The sequence below is a fragment of the Stenotrophomonas sp. FR024 genome, from assembly GCF_047500745.2.
Lineage (GTDB): Bacteria > Pseudomonadota > Gammaproteobacteria > Xanthomonadales > Xanthomonadaceae > Stenotrophomonas > Stenotrophomonas maltophilia_A.
Genome location: NZ_JAXAXM020000002.1, coordinates 45,049 through 67,096, shown reverse-complemented (window position 1 = coordinate 67,096; position 22,048 = coordinate 45,049). Strand labels below are relative to the sequence as shown.

Genomic DNA, 22,048 nt, shown 5'->3' with positions numbered 1-22,048 from the left:
AAGTGCGTGTCCACCATTTGCGAATGGGCTGGAGCGGCCAAGCGTGGCTTCCAGCATGGCGGGTCGCAGGTGACGGTCGATTTGACCGGCACGGTCGCCCCGACCTCGCACGGTGGTCCCCGTCCGGCGCCTGCCGTCGCACGGATCCGCACCTCCCTCGCTGCCACAGCGAACCGGAAAACCCCCTCTGAGCACCATGCCTGCCCTCCGGGCGCGCGTGGTGCTGCCGTTTTCCATTTCCAGACAGGATGCTTGCAGCCATGACTCCCTTGATTTTCGTAACCGGCGGCGTGGTGTCCTCGCTCGGCAAAGGCATTGCCGCCGCGTCGCTGGCCGCCATTCTCGAAGCCCGTGGCCTGAAGGTCACGATGATGAAGCTCGACCCGTACATCAACGTCGACCCGGGCACCATGAGTCCGTTCCAGCACGGTGAGGTCTACGTCACCGACGACGGCGCCGAGACCGACCTCGACCTGGGCCACTACGAGCGCTTCGTGCGCACCCGCCTGAGCCGCAAGAACTCGGTCACCACCGGTCGTATCTACGAGAACGTGATCCGCAAGGAACGCCGCGGCGACTACCTGGGCGCGACCGTGCAGGTCATTCCGCACATCACCGACGAGATCCGCCGCTGCATCGACGAGGCCACCGAAGGCTACGACGTGGCGCTGGTCGAGATCGGCGGTACCGTCGGCGACATCGAGTCGCTGCCGTTCCTGGAAGCGATCCGCCAGGTGCGCACCGAGCGTGGTCCGGAGAAGGCGCTGTTCATGCACCTCACCCTGGTGCCGTACATCGGCGCCGCCGGTGAGCTGAAGACCAAGCCGACCCAGCACTCGGTGAAGGAACTGCGCTCGATCGGCATCCAGCCGGACGTGCTGCTGTGCCGTTCGGAACAGGCTGTGCCGGATTCGGAGCGCCGCAAGATCGCCCAGTTCACCAACGTTTCCGAGCGCGCGGTGATCAGCGTGCCGGACGTGGACGTCCTGTACCGCATTCCGTCGGGCCTGCATGCGCAGGGCCTGGACGAGATCGTCGTCAACCAGCTGAAGCTGGCCGACAAGGTCGGTCCGGTCGATCTGTCGATGTGGGAAGACGCGGTCGATGCGACCCTGCATCCGCTGGACGAAGTGACCATCGCCGTGGTCGGCAAGTACGTCGATCACCAGGATGCCTACAAGTCGGTCGGCGAAGCGCTCAAGCACGGCGGCCTGCGCCAGCGCACCAAGGTCAACCTGAAGTGGCTGGAAGCACAGGACCTGGAAGGCACCGACATGGCCGCACTGGCCGATGTCGACGGCATCCTGGTGCCGGGCGGCTTCGGTGACCGTGGTTTCGAAGGCAAGGTGCTGACCTCGAAGTTCGCCCGCGAGCAGCACGTGCCGTACTTCGGCATCTGCTACGGCATGCAGGCGGCCGTCGTCGATTACGCCCGCAACGTGGTCGGCCTGGAAGGTGCCAACAGCACCGAGAACGACCGCCAGTCGCCGAACCCGGTGATCGGCCTGATCACCGAATGGCGCACGGCAACCGGCGACGTCGAAAAGCGTGATGACAAGAGCGACCTCGGTGGCACCATGCGCCTGGGCCTGCAGGAACAGCGCCTGAAGCCGGGCACGCTGGCCCGTGAGCTGTACGGCAAGGACGTGGTTGCCGAGCGCCACCGCCACCGCTACGAGTTCAACAACCGCTACCGCACCCAGCTGGAAGATGCGGGCCTGGTGATCGCCGGCAAGTCGATGGACGACACCCTGGTGGAAGTGGTGGAGCTGCCGCGCGATGCGCACCCGTGGTTCCTGGCCTGCCAGGCGCACCCGGAATTCCTGTCCACGCCGCGTGACGGCCACCCGCTGTTCATCGGTTTCATCCGTGCCGCACGCGAGCGCAAGGCTGGCGGCAAGCTGCTGCAGGAAGCCCGCGCCTGACTTGTGATGGGGGTCGCCGGCCCCCATCTTGCACGCTTCAACCCCCAGCGCACCGGCCCGGCCGGTGCCGCGGACAACAAGGAAACGCCATGAAACTGTGTGGATTCGAGGTCGGGCTGGACCAGCCCCTGTTCCTGATCGCCGGCCCCTGCGTGATCGAGTCGATGCAGCTGCAGCTCGATACCGCCGGCAAGTTGAAGGAAGTCACCGACAAGCTCGGCGTCAACTTCATCTTCAAGTCCAGCTTCGACAAGGCCAACCGCACTTCGGGCACCGCATTCCGCGGCCCGGGCATGGAAGAGGGCCTGAAGGTCCTGGCCGAGGTCAAGAAGCAGATCGGCGTGCCGGTGCTGACCGATGTCCACGAATACACTCCGATGGACGAAGTGGCCTCGGTGGTGGACGTGCTGCAGACCCCGGCGTTCCTGGTCCGCCAGACCGACTTCATCCGCAAGGTGTGCTCGGCCGGCAAGCCGGTCAACATCAAGAAGGGCCAGTTCCTGGCACCGTGGGACATGAAGCCGGTCGTGGAGAAGGCCAAGGCCACCGGCAATGAGCAGATCATGGTCTGCGAACGCGGTGCCAGCTTCGGCTACAACAACCTGGTCAGCGACATGCGTTCGCTGGCGGTGATGCGCGATACCGGTTGCCCGGTGGTGTTCGACGCCACCCATTCGGTGCAGCTGCCGGGTGGGCAGGGCACCAGTTCCGGTGGCCAGCGTGAGCACGTGCCGGTGCTGGCCCGTGCCGCCGTGGCGGTGGGCATCTCCGGCCTGTTCGCCGAGACCCATCCGGACCCGTCCAAGGCGCTGTCCGATGGCCCCAATGCGTGGCCGCTGGACCAGATGGAAGCGCTGCTCGAGACCCTGATGGAACTCGATGCGGTGACCAAGAAGCACGGCTTCTCGCGCTTCGCGTGAGTCGTGACCCGCGGGGGGCGCTGGAAGCCCAGCGTCACCGCCGGCACTGGAAACGGTGGCCCTGGGGCCTGATCGCACTGGGTCTGGCCGTGCTGTTCACCGTGGGCATGTTCGGGCTGGTACTGATCGGCGCTGCGTCGGTGCGGCCCCCCGGTGATGGCAGCAGTGCGCTCGATCTGCGGGCGTACTTCATTGCGCTGCTGGTGGCGGAGCTGCTCGGTGCGGTGGGATGCGTCGCTGCCGCTGTGCTGGCTTGGCGGCTGAATCGCGGCAAGGTCACGGCTGGCCTGGCGATCATCCTGCTCTCGCTGTGGCTGGGCGCCCTGTTCTACGGATTGCTTTGATGAATACGACCACATCGGCGCGTGGCTGGCCCTGGGGCCTGATCGCCCTGGGGCTGTCCGTGTTGACCTGGATCGCCCTGGTGGTGGGCGTGCTGGCCTTCACGTCCGGTTTCCGGCCGCCGGGGGATGGAAACAACGGCGTGCAGGCCACGCAGTGGTGGCTGCTGGGCGCGCTGGTCACGATGGTGCTGTCCTTCCTGGGCAGCCCGGTGGCGATGGTGCTGGCCTGGCGACGGCGGCGTGGCCCCATCCTGGCAGCGATTGCCGGTGCATTGCTGGTGATGCTGGTGTCGATGATCCTGATCGTGATCGGGTCCAGTTGGGGCTGAAGCCGCCCACGCCATTTGGCAAGTGGCGGGCAGCCGGGGATAATCACGCGGCATTCGTTTTGTCGCCCCCTCTCCATACAGGTAACCGGCCCGACCATGAGTACGATCCGCAGCATCCACGCCCGTGAAATCCTCGACAGCCGTGGTAACCCCACGCTGGAAGCCGAAGTCATCCTGGAGGACGGTTCGTTCGGTCGTGCCGCGGTTCCCTCCGGCGCCTCGACCGGCACCAAGGAAGCGGTCGAGCTGCGTGACGGCGACAAGACCCGTTACCTGGGCAAGGGCGTGCGCAAGGCTGTCGACAACGTCAACACCACCATCGCCAATGCGCTGAAGGGCTTCGAAGCCACCGACCAGGCCGGCCTCGACCGTCGCCTGATCGACCTCGACGGCACCGAGAACAAAGGCCGCCTGGGTGCCAACGCGCTGCTGGGTGTTTCGATGGCCGCCGCGCACGCCGCCGCTGCATCGAACAAGCAGGCGCTGTGGCAGTACCTTGCCGCCAAGACCGGCGTGACCCCGTCGCTGCCGGTGCCGATGATGAACATCATCAACGGCGGCGCGCACGCCGACAACAACGTCGACTTCCAGGAGTTCATGGTGCTGCCGGTCGGCTTCACTTCGTTCTCCGAAGCGCTGCGCGCGGGCACCGAAATCTTCCATTCGCTGAAGTCGGTGCTGAAGGGCCACGGCCTGAGCACGGCGGTCGGCGACGAAGGCGGCTTCGCACCGGACTTCCGCAGCAACGTCGAAGCACTCGACACCATCCTCGAAGCGATCGGCAAGGCTGGCTACACCGCCGGTGAAGACGTGCTGCTGGGCCTGGACGTGGCCTCCAGCGAATTCTTCGAAAACGGCAAGTACAACCTGGTCGGCGAGAACAAGCGCCTGACCTCCGAGCAGTTCGTCGACTTCCTCGCCGACTGGGCCGCGCAGTACCCGATCATCACGATTGAAGATGGCCTGGCCGAGAACGACTGGGCCGGCTGGAAGCTGCTGACCGACCGCATCGGCAAGAAGGTGCAGCTGGTGGGCGACGACCTGTTCGTGACCAACCCGAAGATCTTCCAGGAAGGCATCGACTCTGGCACCGCCAACGCGATCCTGATCAAGGTCAACCAGATCGGCACGCTCAGCGAAACCCTGGAAGCGATCGCGATGGCCGACCGCGCCGGCTATGCCGCCGTCGTCTCGCACCGTTCGGGCGAAACCGAAGACACCACCATTGCCGATATCTCGGTGGCCACCACCGCCACCCAGATCAAGACCGGCTCGCTGTGCCGCAGCGATCGCGTGGCCAAGTACAACCAGCTGCTGCGCATCGAGGAAGCCCTCGGCGCCGGCGCGCGTTACGCCGGTCGTGACGCGTTCGTTTCGCTGAAGCGCTGAGCCGATGCGCGACTGGCGCTGGATGCTGCTGGTGCTGGCCCTGCTGCTGGGCTGGCTGCAGTACCGCTTCTGGTTCGGTCCTGGCAACTCGGGTGAAGTGATGATGCTCGAAGCCCAGGTCGCCAACCAGGAGCGGGACAATGAGGGTCTGCAGCAGCGCAACGACGCGCTCGCTGCCGAAGTGAAGGACCTCAAGGAAGGCCAGTCCGCCATCGAGGAACGCGCGCGCAGCGAGCTGGGCATGATCAAGCCCGGCGAGAAGTTCTACCGCGTGGTCGAGGATGCGCCGGTCCACCCGGCGCAGCCTGCTGCCGGCGTCACTGCCCAGGCGGGCGAACACCCGGCAGACGTGCCATGAGCGCGGCGATCTGGGTCGTTGTTCCGGCCGCCGGCCGTGGCACCCGCTTCGGTGCGCCGCTGCCCAAGCAGTACCTGCAGGCGGGCGGGCAGATCCTGCTCGCCCACACGCTGGACGCGCTGCTGGCGCACCCCGCCGTGGCCGGAGCGATGGTGGTGATCGGCCAGGACGACGCCGACTGGCCGGGCTGGAATGAGTGGTCGGGCAAGCCGGTGCTGACCTGCATCGGCGGCGCGACCCGTGCCGCCTCGGTGCTGGCCGGGCTGCAGGCGCTGCCGGACTCGGTGCGCGCCGACGAATTCGTGCTGGTCCACGATGCCGCGCGACCGAACCTGTCGCTGGCCGATCTCGGTCGTCTGCTTGAAGTCGGTCGTGCCGACCCGGTCGGGGCGATCCTGGCTGCGCCGGTGCGCGACACCCTCAAGCGCGCTGGCGACGACGGCGGCATCGATGGCACCGAGCCACGCGAGCGCCTGTGGCGCGCACTGACGCCGCAGCTGTTCCGCCGCCACCAGCTCAGCCGCGCGCTGTCTGACGCTGCGGCCGCCGGTGTTGACGTCACCGACGAGGCCATGGCCATGGAACGTCAGGGTCAGCGCCCGCTGCTGGTGGAAGGCAGCGAGGACAACTTCAAGGTCACCACCCCGGCCGATCTGGACCGGTTCGAATTCGTACTTTCCCGCCGCGCCGGCTGACCGTCCGCGCGGCCCTGTTGCAAGGGTTGCATCCATGAGCACCGCACCGTTCCCGCCCGTCCGTATCGGCCAGGGCTACGACGTCCATGCCTTCGGTGAAGGCGACCACATCATGCTTGGCGGCGTGAACGTGCCGCACAGCTGCGGCGTGCTCGCGCACAGCGATGGCGACGTGATCCTCCACGCCCTGTGTGATGCGATGCTCGGCGCGTTGGCGCTGGGCGATATCGGCCAGCATTTCCCGCCGAGCGACGACCGCTGGAAGGGCGCCGACAGCAGTGATTTCGTTCGCCATTGCGACAGCCTGCTGCGCGAGCGTGGCTGGCGCGTCGGCAACACCGACATCACCGTGATCTGCGAGCGGCCGAAGGTCGGTCCGCATGCGCTGGCCATGCGTGAGCGCATCGGTGGGTTGCTGCAGTTGCCGCTGGATGCGGTCAGCGTCAAGGCCACAACGTCTGAGAAGCTGGGCTTCACCGGCCGTGGCGAAGGCATCGCCGCACAGGCGGTGGTACTGCTGGTGGCGGCATGATTCCGCTGCCGTTGGCGTTTGGTGCACCGTTGCTGACGGCGCGCATCCGCACCACGCCGGACGATTTCCAGGTTGACGAACTGCCGGCCTTCGAGGCGACCGGTGAAGGCCAACACCTGCTGCTGCACATCCGCAAGCGCGGTGCCAACACCGTGCATGTGGCCAAGCTGCTGGCCAAGTGGGCAGGCCTGCCGGAAATGGCGGTGAGCTACGCCGGCATGAAGGATCGCCATGCGGTCACCACCCAGCGTTTCAGCGTGCACCTGCCCAAGCGCATCGCGCCGGACTTGGCCGAGCTGGCCAGTGACGAGATCGAAGTGCTCGAAGCCACTTGGCACAACCGCAAGCTGCAGCGTGGCGCACTGGCCGGCAACCGCTTCAAGCTGGTGCTGCGCGAGGTGCAGGGTGATGCCACGGCGATCAGCGAGCGTCTGCAGCAGATTGCCGAGCGCGGCCTGCCGAACTGGTTCGGCGAACAGCGCTTTGGCCGCGACGGCGGCAACGTGCCGGCGGCACTGGCGATGTTCGGTGGCCGCCGCATGCGCAAGGACCAGCGTTCGCTGCTGCTCTCTGCAGCCCGCTCGGCGCTGTTCAACCGCGTGCTGGCCGCGCGCGTGGAGCAGGGCAACTGGGATCAGCCGCTCGATGGCGAAGTGTGGATGCTCGATGGCAGCCGCAGCGTGTTCGGCCCCGAGCCGTACACCGACGTGCTGGCCGAGCGACTGGCGCGTTTCGACATCCATCCCAGCGCACCGCTGTGGGGCGAGGGTGAACTGCGCAGCACCGAAACGGCACATGCGCTGGAGCTGGCCGCGCTGGACGACGAGGAGTCAAAGGCACTGCGGGCCGGCCTGGAAGACGCACGGCTGAAGCAGGAGCGCCGCGCATTGCGCCTGCGCCCGGCGCTGCTGCAGCACCAGTGGCTGGCCGACGACGTGCTGGAGCTGTCATTCGCGCTGCCGCCAGGCTGCTACGCCACCGCCGTACTGCACGAACTCGGCCCCGTCGAAGACGCCTCGCAGGCCTGACAGAAAATGGGGACGGAGGGAATTAAGTCGTTTGTGGCACAAACGACTTAATTCCCTCCGTCCCCTTTTTCATCTGCGCGCCAGCAGCACCAGCATCGCGCCGGTACCGCCTTGTCCGGTCGGTGCCGAGTGAAATGCCAGCACGTCGTTGCGCAGCCGCAGCAGGCGATCGACCAGGTTCTTCAGCACCGGCGCACCGCCATCGGACTGCAATCCCTTGCCATGGATGATGCGCACGCAGCCATAGTCGTGTGCATGTGCCTCCAGCAGGAACTGGCGCAACAGCGTCTCGGCCTGCGCAGCGGTGGCGCCGTGCAGGTCCAGCTCGTCCTGCACCGAGTACTGGCCACGCTTGAGGCGCTGGAACAAGCGTGGTGGCAGGTTGTCGCGGCGATAGCTGGCCACGTCGCCGGCTTCCAGCGGCGTGCTGTCGCGCAGCAGCCGGGCGAATTCGCCGGCGGCTTCGGCCTCGTCACGTTCGGCCATGCGCGCGCGCGGCTTCGGCCGGGGCGCGGCAGGCGCCGGCTCGGCATCCTTGCGCAGCGGCGTCACTTCGCCGATGGCCGCACGGAACAATGCGGCCGGATCTTCGTCTTCAGGGTGCGACATGCGCACAGGGTAAACCGCCGGCGCAGCTCTGCCTATGACGGTTCGATGTCGGTCATGACCGCCGACAGGGTAGGACCGGCGGCTCGCATGCGGCACAATAGACGATGCCCTTGCAGGGTCGACGGCTTCCGCAGGGGAGTACGGCGGTCCCGCCCACACTGCACGGTGACGGAATCGAATTCTTGGAAAATCAAGCGGTTAAATCGAAGATGCGAATCCTGGTCAGTAACGACGATGGCGTCGACGCCGCAGGCATCCGGATGCTTGCCTCGGTGCTGCGCGAGGCCGGCCACGAAGTGACGGTGGTCGCCCCCGACCGTGACCGCTCCGGTGCCAGCAACTCTCTGACCCTGGACCTGCCGATCCGCCTCAAGCGCATCGACCATTACACCGTTTCGGTGGCCGGTACCCCGACCGACTGCGTGCACCTGGCGCTGACCGGGCTGCTCGAGTTCGAGCCTGACATTGTCGTGTCCGGCATCAACAATGCCGCCAATCTCGGTGATGACGTGATCTACTCCGGCACCGTTTCGGCGGCGATGGAAGGCCGCTTCCTTGGCCTGCCGGCGGTGGCGGTTTCGCTGGTCAGCCGCAACCACGATCCGAAGCACTTCGAAACCGCCGCGCGCGCCGCAGTCGAGATCGTCGCCCGGCTCAAGGCCGACCCGCTGCCGGCCGACACCATCCTCAACGTCAACGTGCCTGATCTGCCGTGGAGCGAGGTCAAGGGCTTCGAGGTCACCCGCCTCGGCAACCGCCACCGCGCCGAAGGCTGCATCGCGCAGAAAGACCCGCGCGGCAACGAGGTGTACTGGATCGGCCCGGCCGGCCGTGAGCAGGATTCCGGCCCCGGTACCGACTTCCATGCGGTGCGCACCGGGCATATCTCGATCACCCCGATCCAGGTGGACCTGACCCGCTACCAGGCACTGGAGAAAGTGGCCAGCTGGGTCGGCGGCCTCAGTGCCGCGCTGGACCAGCCGGCATGAGTCCACGCCTGCGCCTGCAACCGGAAGCCGTCGGTATCGGCATGACCTCGCAGCGTGTGCGTGACCGCCTGGTCGACCGCCTGCGCGAAGCCGGCATCGTCGACGAGCCGACCTTGAATGCGATCCGGGTGGTGCCGCGCCATCTGTTCATCGACGAGGCACTGGCCTCGCGCGCGTATGAAGACACTGCGCTGCCGATCGGCCACGGCCAGACCATCTCGCAGCCCTGGGTGGTCGCGCGGATGACCGAGGCGGTCCTCCAGGTCGCACCGAAACGGGTGCTGGAAGTCGGCACCGGTTCCGGTTACCAGGCCGCCATCCTCGGTGCGCTGGGCCTGGAGGTCTACACCGTGGAGCGCATCGGCGATCTGCTGCGACAGGCCCGCAAGCGCTTCCGTGCGCTGGGAATGAACATCCGCACCAAGCATGACGACGGTCGCGTCGGCTGGGCCGAGCACGGTCCGTTCGATGCCATCGTGGTCACTGCGGCGGCGCCGGCACTGGTCGACGCCCTGATCGAGCAACTGGCCGAGGGCGGCCGCCTGGTGGCGCCGGTCGGTGGCCCCGGGGCGCAGTCGCTGGTACAGCTGGACCGCAAGGCCGACGGCAGCATCGAACAACACGTGCTGGCGCCGGTCACGTTCGTGCCGCTGCTGTCTGGCATGCTCGACTAATCCACGGAGCAGGGTTGCATGAAGATTTTCGGGCCGCTGTACGAGCGGGCGATGAAGTGGGCGGCGCACGAACGCGCGCCGACCTACCTGACGGTGTTGAGCTTCTTCGAGGCGATCATCTTCCCGGTGATGCCGGAGGTGATGCTGGCGCCGATGTGCGTGGCCCAGCCCAAGCGCGGTTGGTGGTTCGCCACCCTGAGCCTGGCCGGCTCGATGGTCGGCGCACTGGTTGGCTACGCGCTGGGTCATTACGCCTTCGAGGCGATCAAGCCGCTGTTCGAGGCGCTGGGTATGCTGCCGGCCATCGAGCAGGGCATCACCACCGTGCAGGCGAAGATGGCCGAGTCGCCGTGGGCAGTGTTCACCTTCCTGGTGCTGGGCGGATTCATGCCCATCCCGATGAAGGTCTTCACGTGGGCATCGGGTATCGTCGGTGTACCGATGCCGCAGTACCTGTTGAGCATGCTGATCGGTCGTGGCAAGCGCGTGTTCGTGCTGGCTGCGGTCATCCGTATCGGTGGTGCGCGTGCTGAAGCGGCACTGCGTCGCTGGATTGAACCGCTGGGCTGGATCGCCACCGCGCTGGTGGTGGTGCTGATCGCCTGGCTTGTATGGAGGTCGAAGTTCGCATGAGTCCTGATCGTCTGAGCAAGGGAGTGCGCATCGGCGCGCTGGCGTTGCTGGTTTCCACCCTGGCCGCCTGCGGCACCGCCACCGTGGTTCGTCCTGGTGGTGGCAGCGCCGGTGGCGGTGTGACCACGCCGAAGACCTCGGTACCCAAGCCGGGGCAGACCGTGGTGGTGCGCAAGGGCGACACCATCTATGCGCTGGCCCGCATCCATGACATCACCCCGGCCGACCTGATTGCCTGGAACAGCCTGGACAACCCCTCGACGATCTATCCGGGGCAGGTGATCCGGCTGTATCCCGCCGGTGCCAGCGGCGGCCGCGCGCCCACCACGGTGGTCACCCCGCCGCGTTCCGGTGGCAGCAGTGGCGGCAGCACCACGCCGGCCCCGGCGCCGGTCGGTCCGGTGAAGAGCAACATCGCCTGGCGCTGGCCGGCTGATGGCGCCATCGTTGGCCGTTACGTGGCTGGTGATGCGACCAAGCAGGGCGTCGACATCGCCGGCACCAGCGGCCAGGCGGTCAAGGCCACCGCCAACGGCGTGGTGGTGTATTCCGGCGCCGGCCTGGTGGGCTACGGCGAGCTGATCATCATCAAGCACAGCGACCAGTGGCTGTCGGCCTATGGCCACAACCGCAAGCGCCTGGTGAATGAAGGGCAGAGCGTGAAGGCCGGTGAGCAGATCGCCGAAATGGGCCGTACCGGTGCGAACCGCGACATGGTCCACTTCGAGATTCGCTACAACGGCAAGCCGGTCGACCCGCAGCAGTACCTGCCGGCACGCTGATCGTCAGATGCGATAGCGCCGGGCCATGCCCGGCGTTCCTGACCTGTAGAGTCGAGCCATGCTCGACCCGGGTACCGCAGAGTGGTCATTTGCGATCTTGTGTGTCGCAGGCTCACCTTCACGGCGGACGGGATACCCGGCATTCTTGATCGGTCCCAGTCGATCCGGTGCCCCATGCTCCGTCCTGCTTCCACTCTCGCGTTGCTCATCGTCGCGCCGCTGGCCTCCGCAGCCAGCGATCCGCGCGACGTGGTCACCCGTCTTTACGCGGCCGTCCAGGCGCCGGCTTCGGACGAAGCGACCATTCCGCCGTTGCTGGGCGATGCGCTGCGCTCAGCCATCGATGCGCAGCGCGCTTACGAGCGGACCTGTGCGGTGCTGGCCGCGCATGACGAGAAGCCGCACATGCTGGACCAGAGCCCGTATCTCATGGCGCCGGATCGGCCGGAAACGGTAAAGGTGGGGCTGCCCGCGACGAGCGGCGATGGCAGTTGGGTACCCGTCGAAATGGCGGTGGGCGACTATCGCTGGACCGACCGTGTCCTGCTGCAAAGGCAGGGCCAGGACTGGAAGGTCATGGACATCCGCTGGGGCCAGAGCGGCAACCTGATCGGGCGGCTGAAGCAGTTCTCGGCCTTCCGTTGCACCGCTTCTGGCGGCTAGCGCCGGGGCGCGCCCGACGCCTCGACTCAGCCTTCCAGAATGAAAGCGGCCGCGACCTTGCGGCCTTCGCCCGCCAGGATGTTGAAGGTGCGCGCGGCGGCCGGATTGTTCATCACTTCCAGGCCGATGCCGCGTGACAGGCAGGCAGCCATCACCACTGCCGGCGGGAATACCTGGCGGTCACCCGTGCCGAGCACGATCAGCGCCGGGTTCAGCGCCAGGATCGGCTCCAGGTCAGCCAGCTGCAGTGCGGTGGCGCTCACTACCGGCCATTGCGTGACCAGCTGGTCCGGGGTCAGGAAGAAACTGCTGCCCAGCACCTGGTCATTCACCTTGGCCGAGCGGCCATCGGCGGCGCGCAGGCTGTAGGCGTAATCGGGCGGTTCGTGGTTCAGCTGCATGGCAGTAAGGCGATCAGCCGCGCGGCAGCACGATCTGGCGCTGTTCCTTGCTCGGGCGGTACAGCACGGCGACGTGGCCGATGCGCTGTACCAACGCGCTCTCGGTGGCTTCGACGATCTCGCCGATCATCACGTCACGGGCGTCGCGGTCTTCGGCAGCGACCTTCACCTTGACCAGCTCGTGGCGCTCCAGCACTTCGTTCAGCTCAGCGATGAAGGCCGGGGTCACGCCCTTGCCGCCGGTCTGCAGCAGGGCCTTCAGGTCGTGGGCTTGGCCGCGCAGGAAACGGGTCTGGGAAGCGGTCAGGGCGATGGACATGCAGGAAAACACGGTTGAATGGGGCGATCAGGGTATCATGAGGACCCCATCAGCCCCTATTTTCAATGGCTACCCGCAGCAAAAGCAGCCAGCGCTGGCTCAAGGAACACTTCTCCGACCCCTTCGTGAAGAAGGCCCAGGCCGAAGGCATGCGCTCGCGCGCGGCCTACAAGCTCGAAGAGCTGCTGGAACGTGACCGGTTGCTGAAGCCGCACATGGTGGTGGTCGACCTCGGCGCGGCTCCGGGCGGCTGGTCTCAGCAGGTTAGGAGACAGATCGGCGATACCGGCCGCGTGCTGGCACTGGATATCCTGGACATGCCGCCGCTGGCCGGCGTGGAGTTCCTTCATGGTGACTTCAGGGAAGAAGCCGTTCTATCGCAGTTTGAAGCCATGCTCGGGGATCAGCCGGTAGACCTTGTGCTGTCGGACATGGCCCCCAATAAGAGTGGTGTAGGCGCGGTCGACCAGCCGCGGATGATGCACCTGGCGGAGCTGGCCCTGGATTTTGCCGACAACCACCTGAAGACCGGTGGGGCATTCCTGATCAAGCTGTTCCAGGGCGAGGGCTTTGACGACTACGTGCGCGACATGCGCCGCCGGTACGACAAGGTCTCCATCCGCAAGCCGGAAGCCTCGCGCAAGCGCTCTCCCGAGGTGTATGCCTTGGGTCAGGGAAAACGCGCCCACATGAAGTAAGCTCGCAACGTACGCAAGTTCGACCCCAACGCAACGCCAGCACTGAGAGGAACACCGGAGCCAATGAGGATGAACGACTTGACCAAGAACCTCCTGCTATGGGTGGTCGTCGCCGTCGTGCTGATGGTGGTCTTCCAGAGCTTCTCGCCGAAGTCCTCCGGGGCCGGCGCGCAGGGCGCGTCGTACTCGCAGTTCCTGGACCAGGTGGACAGCGGCAACGTGCAGAAGGTCGCCTTTGGCGGCGACATGCGCGGCGGCACCAGCCAGCTGACCTACACCACCCGCGGTGGGCAGTCGTCCACCATCACCGCACCGTTCGATCGTGACCTGATCAACGTGCTGCGTACCAAGAACGTGGAGATCGTGCAGGAGGAGCCGTCCAGCGGCATTTCCCTCGGCGCGATCCTGATGAATTTCCTGCCGGTCATCCTGATCATCGGCTTCTGGTTGTTCATCATGCGCCAGATGCAGGGCGGTGGCGGCGGTGCCAAGGGCGCGATGTCCTTCGGCAAGTCGCGCGCCAAGCTGCAGGGCGAAGACCAGATCAAGGTCACCTTCGCCGACGTCGCTGGCTGCGACGAGGCCAAGGAAGAAGTGGGCGAGCTGGTCGACTTCCTGCGCGACCCGTCCAAGTTCACCAAGCTGGGCGGCAAGATTCCGCGCGGCGTGCTGATGGTCGGCCCGCCGGGTACCGGCAAGACGCTGCTGGCCAAGGCCATCGCGGGCGAAGCCAAGGTGCCGTTCTTCTCGATCTCCGGTTCGGACTTCGTGGAAATGTTCGTCGGCGTCGGCGCCAGCCGCGTGCGCGACATGTTCGAGCAGGCCAAGAAGCACGCCCCCTGCATCATCTTCATCGACGAAATCGACGCCGTCGGTCGTCACCGTGGCGCCGGCCTGGGCGGCGGTCATGACGAGCGCGAGCAGACCCTGAACCAGCTGCTGGTCGAAATGGACGGTTTTGAAGGTGGCGAAGGCGTGATCGTGATCGCTGCGACCAACCGTCCGGACGTGCTGGATCCGGCGCTGCTGCGCCCGGGCCGTTTTGATCGCCAGGTCGTGGTCGGCCTGCCGGACGTGAAGGGTCGCGAGCACATCCTGAAGGTGCACATGCGCAAGCTGCCGCTGGCCGACGACGTCGAGCCGATGGTGATCGCGCGTGGTACCCCGGGCTTCTCCGGCGCCGACCTGGCCAACCTCTGCAACGAGGCTGCCCTGTTCGCCGCGCGTGGCAACGAGAAGGAGGTCCGCATGGACCACTTCGACCGTGCCCGCGACAAGATCCTGATGGGTGCCGAGCGCCGCTCGATGGCCATGAGCGAGGAGGAGAAGACCCTCACCGCCTACCACGAAGCCGGCCACGCCATCGTCGGCCGCCTGGTGCCCGAGCATGACCCGGTCTACAAGGTCACCATCATTCCGCGCGGCCGTGCGCTGGGTGTGACCATGTACCTGCCGGAAGGCGACAAGTACTCGATGAACCGAGTGGCGATCAAGTCGCAGCTGTGCTCGCTGTACGGTGGCCGCGTGGCCGAAGAGCTGATCTTCGGTGCCGACAAGGTCACCACCGGCGCCTCCAACGACATCGAGCGCGCCACCAAGATGGCCCGCAACATGGTCACCAAGTGGGGCCTGTCCGACCAGCTCGGCCCGATCGCCTATGGCGAAGAGGACGACGAGGTGTTCCTGGGCCGTTCGGTCACCCAGCACAAGAGCGTGTCCAACGACACCGCGCGCCGCATCGACGAGGAAGTGCGCAACATCCTCGACGAGGCTTACGCACGCACCACCGAGCTGATGACGGCCAACCTGGACAAGCTGCACGCGATGTCCCAGTTGCTGCTGCAGTACGAGACCATCGACGCGCCGCAGATCGACGCCATCATGGAAGGCCGCGATCCGCCGCCGCCGGCCGGTTGGAACAAGTCGAACAAGGATGGTGGCAACGACAAGGGCGGCGACGCCCGTCCGCTGCCGCCGATCGCAGGCCCGGCAGAATCGCACTGACGGCCCGCTGCACGTGACACCAGACGAGGCCGGGGCAACCCGGCTTCGTCGTTTCCGGGCCACTGGCCCATCCCGAAGAACTGATCTGACGCTGGAGCCCGCATGTCCGCCCCGAAGCCCGAACCGATTTCCCACACCGCCGAAATGGTGATCGCCACCGTGGTCGGCGTGGGTGTGGGCCTGGGGGCCGACAACCTGCTGCTGGGCTGCGTGGTGGGTATCGGGGTCGGCATCGTGCTGAGCATCGCCAAGACCCTGTACGTGGACCGCAAGCGCCGCCGCCGTTGAGGGGGTGTCGGCAGGGCTGCGCCCTGCACCCGTGGTAGTGCCGGCCGCTGGCCGGCAACCTCAACAGCAACAGCGAGTTTCTGGGGATGGCGGGGCGGTGTGGGTTGGCAGGACACGCCGTAAACCCGTCCTTGGGGGCTCGATGGCGCCATCCATGGCGCCAACGGTCCTGCCAACCTACACCGCCCCACCCCTGACAATTTCCTGCTGCTGTTGGTAGGTGTCGACCTTGGTCGACACGATAGATCCACGTCATGCGTGGATGAATCTTCATCGAAATTGAATATCTCGATATCTGTGAGATCTGAGCCGAGCATGGCTCGGCTCTACAGAAATGCCGACAGATCGCAGAAATCTGTCGAAGGCGGGGTGGGTCCGGTTGCGGGGGCGTGAGCCGCATGGATGCGGCGACCGAGCTTACATGGACGTACTTGCAGCGTCTCCCGCAACCGGACCCACCCCGCCATCCCTCAGTAAACCCGCTGTTGCTCCGGCTCTTGCTGTAGCTCTGGCCTCTGCGGGTGCAGGGCGCCGCCCTGCCGAACTAAACTACCCGCCGTTGTCCCTGCAGGATTGCCCATGTTCGATACCTCGCCCCAGCTCGATTGCGCCGGCCGCATCCTGCGCCTCGACCGTGCCCGGGTCATGGGCATCGTCAACGTCACCCCGGATTCGTTCTCCGATGGCGGCGCGCACGACACCACCGAGGCCGCGGTCGCACATGGCCTGAAGCTGGTCGAGGAGGGCGCGGACCTGCTCGATATCGGCGGCGAATCCACCCGTCCGGGCGCCGCCCCGGTATCGGTCGATGACGAGCTGCGCCGGGTGATTCCGGTGATCGAGCAGCTGGCCGCCCGTACCCAGGTGCCGATCAGCATCGATACCTTCAAGCCGGAGGTGATGCGTGCGGCGGTGGCCGCTGGCGCCGGCATGATCAACGACATCTACGGCCTGCGCCAGGAGGGGGCGCTGGACGCCGCCGCTGTAGCCGGCGTGCCGGTGGTGCTGATGCACATGCGGGGTGAGCCGGGCCACATGCAGGCCGATCCACACTACGACGATGTGGTCGCCGAGGTGCATGGCTTCCTGGTGCAGCGCCTGTTCGCTGCCGAGATGGCCGGCATTGCGAAGAAGAACCTGCTGGTCGATCTCGGTTTCGGCTTCGGCAAGACCACCGCCCACAACATGACCCTGCTGGCGCGCTCCGAGCGCTTCCTGGAACTGGGCGTGCCGATGCTGGCCGGCTTGTCGCGCAAGCGCAGCCTGGGGGAACTGACCGGCCGCGACACGCCGTCCGAACGCGTGGCCGCATCGGTGGCCGCGCACCTGATTGCGGTGCAGCGTGGTGCGCGCATCGTGCGCGTGCATGACGTAGCCGCCACTGTGGATGCGCTGAAGATCTGGCAGGCGGTCGAGGCGGTGCCGACGCCACGCGCTGACGCCACGCCGACGATCCGCTGGCCGGACGAAGACTGATGGGCATCGACCGGCGGCCGCTGGCGATCGCCGTGATGGGGCCGACCGCCAGTGGCAAGACCGCCACCGCGATCGCCCTGGCGAAGCAGCTGGATGGCGAGATCGTCAGCGTCGATTCGGCGCTGGTGTACCGCCACCTGGACATCGGCTCGGCCAAGCCGGATGCGGCCGAGCGCGCGCAGGCCCCCCACCATCTGCTGGACCTGCGCGATCCCTGGCAGACCTACTCGGCAGCCGAATTCGCCGCCGATGCCGGCCGGGTCGTGGCCGACATCGTGGCACGCGGCAAGATGCCGATCCTGGCCGGTGGCACTGGCCTGTACTTCCGCGCCCTGTTGCAGGGCCTGTCGCCGATGCCGGAGGCCGATCCGGCGACGCGCGAAGCACTCAGCGCCGAGGCGGCCGAGCGTGGCTGGGCGGCACTGCACGCAGAGCTGGCCCAGGTCGATCCGGCGGCGGCCGCACGCATCCATGCTACCGACCCGCAGCGCATCCAGCGGGCGCTGGAGGTCTATCGCCTGACCGGCACACCCATCACTGAATGGCAGCGCCGGCCGGGCGTCGCGCCATTGCCGGTGCGCACCCTCAAGCTGATCCTCGCCCCGCGTGACCGCGCGGTACTGCACCAGCGCATCGAGGCGCGCTTCGACGCCATGCTGGCGCAGGGCTTCCTGGACGAGGTGCGGGCACTGCGTGCAATGCCGGAAATGGCCGCCGTGACGGCGCCGCTGGACCTGCCGGCGGTGCGCGCGGTTGGCTATCGCCAGGCCTGGGAATACCTGGACGGGGAGGGTGATGCCGCCCGTTTCCGTGACAAGGCAATCTTCGCCACCCGGCAGCTGGCCAAGCGCCAGCTGACCTGGCTGCGCGGCGAGCTTGATGCGCGCTGGTTCGACCCCCATGTCGATGGGGAGCGCCTGGCCGGCGCGGTGTCGACCTTCGTCGCACGCTGAACCCCCGCCAGCCGTGTAACATCATCGGTCGGCGGGCGGCTCGGGGGCCGTGGCAACCGTCGGCAACCCAATAAGAACAATAATCAGGAGTGTGCAATGTCCAAGGGGCAATCGCTGCAGGATCCTTTCTTGAACGCACTGCGGCGCGAACGCGTGCCGGTTTCGGTGTACCTGGTCAACGGCATCAAGCTGCAGGGCACGATCGAGTCGTTCGACCAGTTCGTGGTCCTGCTGCGCAACACGGTCAGTCAGATGGTCTACAAGCACGCCATTTCCACGGTCGTTCCGGCACGCAACGTGAAGGTCGGTCCGGGTGGCGGTTACGTGCAGTCGGGTGAAGGTGGTCAGGCAGGTGATGAAGCAGACGAGTAATACCGGAGCGGTGAATGTTTGACCGCTCGAAAAAGGGTGAACACGCCCTGTTGATCCAGCCCCATTTCGGCAAGCTGGAAGACGATGTGCTGGAAGAATTCGGTGATCTGGCCCGCTCGGCTGGGGCCAGCATCGCCGCGACGATCACCGCGCGCCTGGATCGTCCGAATCCTTCGACCCTGATCGGCAGCGGCAAGCTGGACGAGATCAAGGCCGCGGCCGACGCCAGCGGTGCCGACCTGATCCTGGTCAACCATGCGTTGAGCCCGGGCCAGGAGCGCAACCTGGAACGCTTCCTCGAGCGCCGGGTGATCGACCGAACCGGCCTGATCCTGGACATCTTCGCCCAGCGTGCGCACAGCCACGAGGGCAAGCTGCAGGTTGAGCTGGCACAGCTGCGTCACCTGGCCACGCGGCTGGTGCGCGGCTGGACCCACCTGGAGCGCCAGCGCGGTGGTTCGATCGGCCTGCGTGGCCCGGGTGAAACCCAGCTGGAAACCGACCGCCGCCTGTTGCAGAAGCGGGTCGAGCAGCTGCAGAAGCGGCTGGAAAAGGTCGAGGTGCAGCGCACCCAGATGCGCCGTGCGCGCGTGCGCAGCGAGCTGCCGCGTGTCGCCCTGGTGGGCTACACCAACGCCGGCAAGTCGACCCTGTTCAACGCCATGACCGGCGCCGAGGCTTATGCCGCCGACCAGCTGTTTGCCACGCTGGACCCGACCGTGCGCCGCATCGCGGTGCCGGGCGGCAACGTGGTGCTGGCCGACACCGTCGGCTTCGTCCGCGATCTGCCGCATGACCTGGTCGCTGCCTTCCGCTCGACCCTGTCCGAGGCGCGCGAGGCCGATTTCCTGCTGCACGTGGTCGACGCCGCCGATCCGCACCGCGAGGAGCGCATCGCCCAGGTGGACGAGGTGCTGACCGCGGTCGGTGCCGGTGATCTGCCGCAGTTGCTGGTGTTCAACAAGATCGACCGCATCGAAGGTGCCGACGTCCGCCACGATGGCCAGGACGGTATCCCGGATGAGTCGCGCCGGGAGCGGGTGTGGATTTCCGCGCGTGACGGGCAGGGCCTGGAGCTGCTGCAGGCGGTGCTGGGCAAGCGCCTGGGCCTGCAGCATGTCACCGGCGAACTGCGCCTGCCGCCGGATGCCGGCCGCCTGCGTGCGCGCCTGCACCAGCTGGAAGTGATCCGCAGCGAGCAGGCCGACGAAGACGGCTGGCTGCTGCAGGTCGACCTGCCGATTGCCGAAGCCGAAAAACTGGCTGCCAGTGCCGACGGCGCGCCGATCCGGGCGCTGCTGCCGGAGAAACTGCCGGAGTGGTGAGGTAGCGGCCCATGCCCGGTAGTGCCGGCCGCTGGCCGGCAGCGCAACCATGCGAAGGGGCGCGACATCCGGCTGTCATCTGCGGTACAACGTGCAGGTTCTTCACCCCACCGTCATGCCGATGTCCATTCCCACCGATGCTGAACTCAACGCCCAGTCCGCCGCGCTCGGGCAGCGCCTGCAGCAGGCTTCGCTGCAGCTGGTGACCGCTGAAAGCTGCAGTGGTGGGTGGATCGCCAAGTGCATGACCGACATCGCCGGTTCCTCGGCGTTCTTCGACTGCGGCATGGTGGTCTACAGCTACGAGGCCAAGCAGCGCCTGCTGGGCGTGCGTGCGCAGACGCTGGAGCAGTTCGGCGCGGTCAGCCGCGAAACCGTGCTGGAAATGGTGTCCGGTGCGCTGGTCAATTCCGGCGCCGGTATCGCCGTGGCGGTGACCGGCATCGCCGGTCCTGGTGGCGGCAGCCCGGACAAGCCTGTCGGCAGCGTCTGGATTGGCTGGAAGCGCCGCGGTGGCTACGCCCGTGCCGAGCTGTTCCAGTTCGACGGCGACCGCGAAGCCATCCGCCGGCAAACCGTGGCGGCGGCATTGCGCGGTATCGACGCCCAGCTGTGACATGCTGCTCCGGTAATCGTCCGGAGCACGCATGATGTGGGAAACGCTGGGCACGGTCCGTGACCTGGGCCGACTGCAGGAAATCGCCGTTGTCCTGATCCGCTATGGCTTCGGCGACGTGGTGCGGCGCATCGGCCTGGCCAGCACGCTGGAGCGGGCAGGGCGCCTGCTGCACTGGAACGAGGAGCGGCAGGAACTGTTGCGGATGACCGCGCCGGTGCGCGTGCGCAGCGCGATGCAGGATCTCGGCCCGACCTTCGTCAAGCTCGGCCAGGTACTGGCGACGCGCGTCGACCTGCTGCCGCCGGAATGGATCGCCGAGCTTTCTGAACTGCAGAACGCAGTGCCGGCGCTGCCGTACGCGGATATCCGCGAGCAGCTCGAGGCCGACCTTGGCGCATCGCCTTCAGAAGTGTTCGCCTTCCTTGATGAAACCCCGATGGCCGCCGCCTCGTTGGCGCAGGCCCACCGCGCGCGCCTGCATGACGGTCGCGAGGTGGTGCTGAAGGTGCGTCGCCCCGGCATCCGCGATGTGGTCGAGGCCGACCTGCGGCTGCTGGCCCGCTTGGCGGAGATCGTCGAGGCGCGCCTGCCGGACCTGCGCCGCTATCGCCCGGCCGAGGTGGTGCAGCAGTTCACCGTGTCGCTGCGTCGCGAGCTGGATTTCGCCGCCGAATGCCGCAATGCCGAGCGCATCGCGCGCAACTTCAAAGGCCGCGACGACATCCTGATTCCCGACGTGCACTGGCAGTGGACCTGCGAAAGCCTCAACGTGCAGGACTTCGTCGACGGCATTCCAGGGCGTGATCTGGCTGGCGTTGATGCGGCAGGACTGGACCGGCGCGAACTGGCGCGACGCGGTGCGGACATCGTGCTGAAGATGGTGCTGGAGGACGGCAGCTTCCACGCTGATCCGCACCCGGGCAACATCATCTACCTGCGTGACGGCCGCATCGGTGTGATCGATTTCGGCATGGTCGGTGCGCTGTCCGAAGTGCGTCGTTTTCAGGTCGCGCAGCTGCTGCACGGGCTGGTCGAGCAGGACCCGCAGGGTGTGGCCGACGTGCTGCTGGACTGGGCCGGCGGCGTGGAAGTGGACGAGAACCGGCTGCAGCACGACATCAGCCAGTTCGTCGACCAGTACCGTGGCGTGCCGCTGAAGGACCTGCGCATCGGTCTGATGCTGGGCGACATCACCCAGCTGCTGCGCAGCTACAGCCTGACCCTGCCGGCCGACCTGGCGCTGATGATCAAGGCGTTCCTGACCCTGGAAGGCATGGGGCGGCAGCTGGACCCTGATTTCGACATGGCCAGTGCCGCGCGCCCGTTCCTGGAACGGGTGGTGCTGCAGCGCTATGCGCCCAGGGCCCTGCTCAAGCGCGGCCGCCGCAGCTTGCTGGGCCTGGTCGACTTCGCCGGTGAACTGCCCCGCGACCTGCGCAAGCTGGTCCAGGCCGCCCGCCGTGGGCGTCTGCAGCTGAAGGTGGAAACCACGGCGCTGCAGGGCTTCGGCGAGCAGGTCAACCGTGCGGCGAACCGGCTGGTGATGGGCATCGTCACTGCCGCCCTGATCATCGGCTCGTCGATCGTGATGCACAGCGTTGGCGGCGTCTCCAGCCGTTGGCTGCTGGCACTGGGCGTGTGCGGCTTCATCGGCGCCGGCTTCTGCGGCGTCTGGATCCTGTTTTCGATCTGGAGAAGCGGCAAGCACACATAGTGTGCTTGC

At 66.8% G+C, this 22,048-nt stretch carries 26 protein-coding genes; 23 read left to right on the top strand and 3 right to left on the bottom strand.

Translation table 11 applies throughout. The annotated features are described in order from the left end of the window. The first annotated feature begins 260 nt into the window (after positions 1-260). The 9 genes from pyrG (at position 261) to truD (ending at position 7,520) form a co-directional block, all read left to right on the top strand. The gene (gene pyrG / locus ACMZ91_RS02275) at positions 261-1,925 is read left to right on the top strand and encodes a CTP synthase (protein WP_032130113.1); all 1,665 of its coding nucleotides are present in this window, start codon (positions 261-263) and stop codon (positions 1,923-1,925) included. 89 nt (positions 1,926-2,014) lie between these two features. Beyond that, on the top strand, positions 2,015-2,845 hold the full coding sequence (gene kdsA, locus ACMZ91_RS02270; protein WP_014036736.1) for a 3-deoxy-8-phosphooctulonate synthase: 831 nt from the start codon (positions 2,015-2,017) through the stop codon (positions 2,843-2,845). After that, positions 2,842-3,189, top strand: a complete 348-nt coding sequence (locus ACMZ91_RS02265) for a hypothetical protein (protein WP_049462712.1) — start codon at positions 2,842-2,844, stop codon at positions 3,187-3,189. The genes kdsA and ACMZ91_RS02265 overlap by 4 nt, the downstream gene beginning before the upstream one ends. Continuing rightward, the gene (locus ACMZ91_RS02260; RefSeq protein WP_049400376.1) at positions 3,189-3,518 is read left to right on the top strand and encodes a hypothetical protein; all 330 of its coding nucleotides are present in this window, start codon (positions 3,189-3,191) and stop codon (positions 3,516-3,518) included. Before ACMZ91_RS02265 ends, ACMZ91_RS02260 begins: the two co-directional genes overlap by 1 nt. A gap of 96 nt (positions 3,519-3,614) precedes the next feature. After that, entirely contained in the window at positions 3,615-4,907 is a 1,293-nt protein-coding gene (eno, locus tag ACMZ91_RS02255; RefSeq protein ID WP_032130116.1) for a phosphopyruvate hydratase, read from the top strand. A 4-nt stretch (positions 4,908-4,911) separates the two neighbouring features. Then, positions 4,912-5,265, top strand: coding sequence for a cell division protein FtsB (gene ftsB / locus ACMZ91_RS02250; RefSeq protein WP_032130117.1), 354 nt, complete (start codon positions 4,912-4,914; stop codon positions 5,263-5,265). Next, positions 5,262-5,960, top strand: coding sequence for a 2-C-methyl-D-erythritol 4-phosphate cytidylyltransferase (gene ispD, locus ACMZ91_RS02245; protein WP_049462713.1), 699 nt, complete (start codon positions 5,262-5,264; stop codon positions 5,958-5,960). The genes ftsB and ispD overlap by 4 nt, the downstream gene beginning before the upstream one ends. 34 nt (positions 5,961-5,994) lie before the next feature. Beyond that, positions 5,995-6,492 carry a 2-C-methyl-D-erythritol 2,4-cyclodiphosphate synthase gene (ispF, locus tag ACMZ91_RS02240; protein ID WP_005409005.1) on the top strand — a complete coding sequence of 166 codons (498 nt, stop codon included), beginning with the start codon at positions 5,995-5,997 and terminating at the stop codon, positions 6,490-6,492. After that, entirely contained in the window at positions 6,489-7,520 is a 1,032-nt protein-coding gene (gene truD / locus ACMZ91_RS02235; protein WP_414578086.1) for a tRNA pseudouridine(13) synthase TruD, read from the top strand. The genes ispF and truD overlap by 4 nt, the downstream gene beginning before the upstream one ends. 69 nt (positions 7,521-7,589) lie before the next feature. Here truD and ACMZ91_RS02230 read toward each other — a convergent pair whose 3' ends face one another. Then, positions 7,590-8,129, bottom strand: a complete 540-nt coding sequence (locus ACMZ91_RS02230; protein ID WP_049462714.1) for a Smr/MutS family protein — start codon at positions 8,127-8,129, stop codon at positions 7,590-7,592. 209 nt (positions 8,130-8,338) lie between these two features. Here ACMZ91_RS02230 and surE point away from each other — a divergent pair, with 209 nt between their 5' ends. The 5 genes from surE (at position 8,339) to ACMZ91_RS02205 (ending at position 11,870) form a co-directional block, all read left to right on the top strand. Next, on the top strand, positions 8,339-9,118 hold the full coding sequence (gene surE, locus ACMZ91_RS02225) for a 5'/3'-nucleotidase SurE (protein ID WP_049462715.1): 780 nt from the start codon (positions 8,339-8,341) through the stop codon (positions 9,116-9,118). Next, on the top strand, positions 9,115-9,792 hold the full coding sequence (locus ACMZ91_RS02220) for a protein-L-isoaspartate(D-aspartate) O-methyltransferase (protein WP_010485977.1): 678 nt from the start codon (positions 9,115-9,117) through the stop codon (positions 9,790-9,792). The genes surE and ACMZ91_RS02220 overlap by 4 nt, the downstream gene beginning before the upstream one ends. A gap of 18 nt (positions 9,793-9,810) precedes the next feature. Next, positions 9,811-10,425 (top strand): YqaA family protein, encoded by a 615-nt coding sequence (locus tag ACMZ91_RS02215; protein WP_014036746.1) that lies wholly within the window; start codon positions 9,811-9,813, stop codon positions 10,423-10,425. Continuing rightward, a complete protein-coding gene (locus ACMZ91_RS02210) occupies positions 10,422-11,207 on the top strand; it encodes a peptidoglycan DD-metalloendopeptidase family protein (RefSeq protein ID WP_049462716.1) in 786 nt (261 codons plus the stop codon). The genes ACMZ91_RS02215 and ACMZ91_RS02210 overlap by 4 nt, the downstream gene beginning before the upstream one ends. Positions 11,208-11,381: 174 nt before the next feature. After that, positions 11,382-11,870, top strand: coding sequence for a YqhG/Tai3 family protein (locus tag ACMZ91_RS02205; protein ID WP_049462717.1), 489 nt, complete (start codon positions 11,382-11,384; stop codon positions 11,868-11,870). 26 nt (positions 11,871-11,896) lie between these two features. Here the strand turns inward: ACMZ91_RS02205 and ACMZ91_RS02200 are convergent, their stop codons facing one another. Together ACMZ91_RS02200 and yhbY are read right to left on the bottom strand one after the other, a co-directional pair. After that, complete coding sequence (locus tag ACMZ91_RS02200) at positions 11,897-12,271, bottom strand: Mth938-like domain-containing protein (RefSeq protein WP_012510659.1); 375 nt, start codon at positions 12,269-12,271, stop codon at positions 11,897-11,899. Positions 12,272-12,284: 13 nt separating this feature from the next. Then, entirely contained in the window at positions 12,285-12,590 is a 306-nt protein-coding gene (gene yhbY, locus ACMZ91_RS02195; RefSeq protein ID WP_004152868.1) for a ribosome assembly RNA-binding protein YhbY, read from the bottom strand. A gap of 65 nt (positions 12,591-12,655) precedes the next feature. Here yhbY and rlmE point away from each other — a divergent pair, with 65 nt between their 5' ends. From rlmE to ubiB, 9 genes are all read left to right on the top strand, one after another. Beyond that, positions 12,656-13,288, top strand: coding sequence for a 23S rRNA (uridine(2552)-2'-O)-methyltransferase RlmE (rlmE, locus tag ACMZ91_RS02190; protein WP_005409014.1), 633 nt, complete (start codon positions 12,656-12,658; stop codon positions 13,286-13,288). Positions 13,289-13,357: 69 nt separating this feature from the next. Next, complete coding sequence (gene ftsH / locus ACMZ91_RS02185; RefSeq protein WP_010485966.1) at positions 13,358-15,292, top strand: ATP-dependent zinc metalloprotease FtsH; 1,935 nt, start codon at positions 13,358-13,360, stop codon at positions 15,290-15,292. Positions 15,293-15,394: 102 nt separating this feature from the next. Further along, positions 15,395-15,580 (top strand): hypothetical protein, encoded by a 186-nt coding sequence (locus ACMZ91_RS02180; RefSeq protein ID WP_005409016.1) that lies wholly within the window; start codon positions 15,395-15,397, stop codon positions 15,578-15,580. Positions 15,581-16,159: 579 nt separating this feature from the next. Then, a complete protein-coding gene (folP, locus tag ACMZ91_RS02175) occupies positions 16,160-17,056 on the top strand; it encodes a dihydropteroate synthase (protein WP_049461273.1) in 897 nt (298 codons plus the stop codon). After that, complete coding sequence (gene miaA / locus ACMZ91_RS02170) at positions 17,056-18,009, top strand: tRNA (adenosine(37)-N6)-dimethylallyltransferase MiaA (protein ID WP_049461275.1); 954 nt, start codon at positions 17,056-17,058, stop codon at positions 18,007-18,009. Before folP ends, miaA begins: the two co-directional genes overlap by 1 nt. 96 nt (positions 18,010-18,105) lie before the next feature. Further along, positions 18,106-18,381, top strand: a complete 276-nt coding sequence (gene hfq, locus ACMZ91_RS02165; RefSeq protein WP_004152891.1) for an RNA chaperone Hfq — start codon at positions 18,106-18,108, stop codon at positions 18,379-18,381. A gap of 14 nt (positions 18,382-18,395) precedes the next feature. Next, the gene (gene hflX, locus ACMZ91_RS02160) at positions 18,396-19,706 is read left to right on the top strand and encodes a ribosome rescue GTPase HflX (RefSeq protein ID WP_032128411.1); all 1,311 of its coding nucleotides are present in this window, start codon (positions 18,396-18,398) and stop codon (positions 19,704-19,706) included. Positions 19,707-19,827: 121 nt separating this feature from the next. Beyond that, positions 19,828-20,322 carry a CinA family protein gene (locus ACMZ91_RS02155; protein WP_010484249.1) on the top strand — a complete coding sequence of 165 codons (495 nt, stop codon included), beginning with the start codon at positions 19,828-19,830 and terminating at the stop codon, positions 20,320-20,322. A 34-nt stretch (positions 20,323-20,356) separates the two neighbouring features. Then, positions 20,357-22,039 (top strand): 2-polyprenylphenol 6-hydroxylase, encoded by a 1,683-nt coding sequence (gene ubiB, locus ACMZ91_RS02150; protein WP_049461320.1) that lies wholly within the window; start codon positions 20,357-20,359, stop codon positions 22,037-22,039. The last annotated feature ends 9 nt before the right edge of the window (positions 22,040-22,048 follow it).

Bases quoted from the DNA above. Each gene is read 5' to 3' on its own strand.
- pyrG (WP_032130113.1), top strand. From the start codon at position 261: ATGACTCCCTTGATTTTCGTAACCGGCGGCGTGGTGTCCTCGCTCGGC.
- kdsA (WP_014036736.1), top strand. From the start codon at position 2,015: ATGAAACTGTGTGGATTCGAGGTCGGGCTGGACCAGCCCCTGTTCCTG.
- ACMZ91_RS02260 (WP_049400376.1), top strand. From the start codon at position 3,189: ATGAATACGACCACATCGGCGCGTGGCTGGCCCTGGGGCCTGATCGCC.
- eno (WP_032130116.1), top strand. From the start codon at position 3,615: ATGAGTACGATCCGCAGCATCCACGCCCGTGAAATCCTCGACAGCCGT.
- ftsB (WP_032130117.1), top strand. From the start codon at position 4,912: ATGCGCGACTGGCGCTGGATGCTGCTGGTGCTGGCCCTGCTGCTGGGC.
- ispD (WP_049462713.1), top strand. From the start codon at position 5,262: ATGAGCGCGGCGATCTGGGTCGTTGTTCCGGCCGCCGGCCGTGGCACC.
- ispF (WP_005409005.1), top strand. From the start codon at position 5,995: ATGAGCACCGCACCGTTCCCGCCCGTCCGTATCGGCCAGGGCTACGAC.
- truD (WP_414578086.1), top strand. From the start codon at position 6,489: ATGATTCCGCTGCCGTTGGCGTTTGGTGCACCGTTGCTGACGGCGCGC.
- ACMZ91_RS02230 (WP_049462714.1), bottom strand. From the start codon at position 8,129: ATGTCGCACCCTGAAGACGAAGATCCGGCCGCATTGTTCCGTGCGGCC.
- surE (WP_049462715.1), top strand. From the start codon at position 8,339: ATGCGAATCCTGGTCAGTAACGACGATGGCGTCGACGCCGCAGGCATC.
- ACMZ91_RS02220 (WP_010485977.1), top strand. From the start codon at position 9,115: ATGAGTCCACGCCTGCGCCTGCAACCGGAAGCCGTCGGTATCGGCATG.
- ACMZ91_RS02215 (WP_014036746.1), top strand. From the start codon at position 9,811: ATGAAGATTTTCGGGCCGCTGTACGAGCGGGCGATGAAGTGGGCGGCG.
- ACMZ91_RS02210 (WP_049462716.1), top strand. From the start codon at position 10,422: ATGAGTCCTGATCGTCTGAGCAAGGGAGTGCGCATCGGCGCGCTGGCG.
- ACMZ91_RS02205 (WP_049462717.1), top strand. From the start codon at position 11,382: ATGCTCCGTCCTGCTTCCACTCTCGCGTTGCTCATCGTCGCGCCGCTG.
- ACMZ91_RS02200 (WP_012510659.1), bottom strand. From the start codon at position 12,271: ATGCAGCTGAACCACGAACCGCCCGATTACGCCTACAGCCTGCGCGCC.
- yhbY (WP_004152868.1), bottom strand. From the start codon at position 12,590: ATGTCCATCGCCCTGACCGCTTCCCAGACCCGTTTCCTGCGCGGCCAA.
- rlmE (WP_005409014.1), top strand. From the start codon at position 12,656: ATGGCTACCCGCAGCAAAAGCAGCCAGCGCTGGCTCAAGGAACACTTC.
- ftsH (WP_010485966.1), top strand. From the start codon at position 13,358: ATGAACGACTTGACCAAGAACCTCCTGCTATGGGTGGTCGTCGCCGTC.
- ACMZ91_RS02180 (WP_005409016.1), top strand. From the start codon at position 15,395: ATGTCCGCCCCGAAGCCCGAACCGATTTCCCACACCGCCGAAATGGTG.
- folP (WP_049461273.1), top strand. From the start codon at position 16,160: ATGTTCGATACCTCGCCCCAGCTCGATTGCGCCGGCCGCATCCTGCGC.
- miaA (WP_049461275.1), top strand. From the start codon at position 17,056: ATGGGCATCGACCGGCGGCCGCTGGCGATCGCCGTGATGGGGCCGACC.
- hfq (WP_004152891.1), top strand. From the start codon at position 18,106: ATGTCCAAGGGGCAATCGCTGCAGGATCCTTTCTTGAACGCACTGCGG.
- hflX (WP_032128411.1), top strand. From the start codon at position 18,396: ATGTTTGACCGCTCGAAAAAGGGTGAACACGCCCTGTTGATCCAGCCC.
- ACMZ91_RS02155 (WP_010484249.1), top strand. From the start codon at position 19,828: ATGTCCATTCCCACCGATGCTGAACTCAACGCCCAGTCCGCCGCGCTC.
- ubiB (WP_049461320.1), top strand. From the start codon at position 20,357: ATGTGGGAAACGCTGGGCACGGTCCGTGACCTGGGCCGACTGCAGGAA.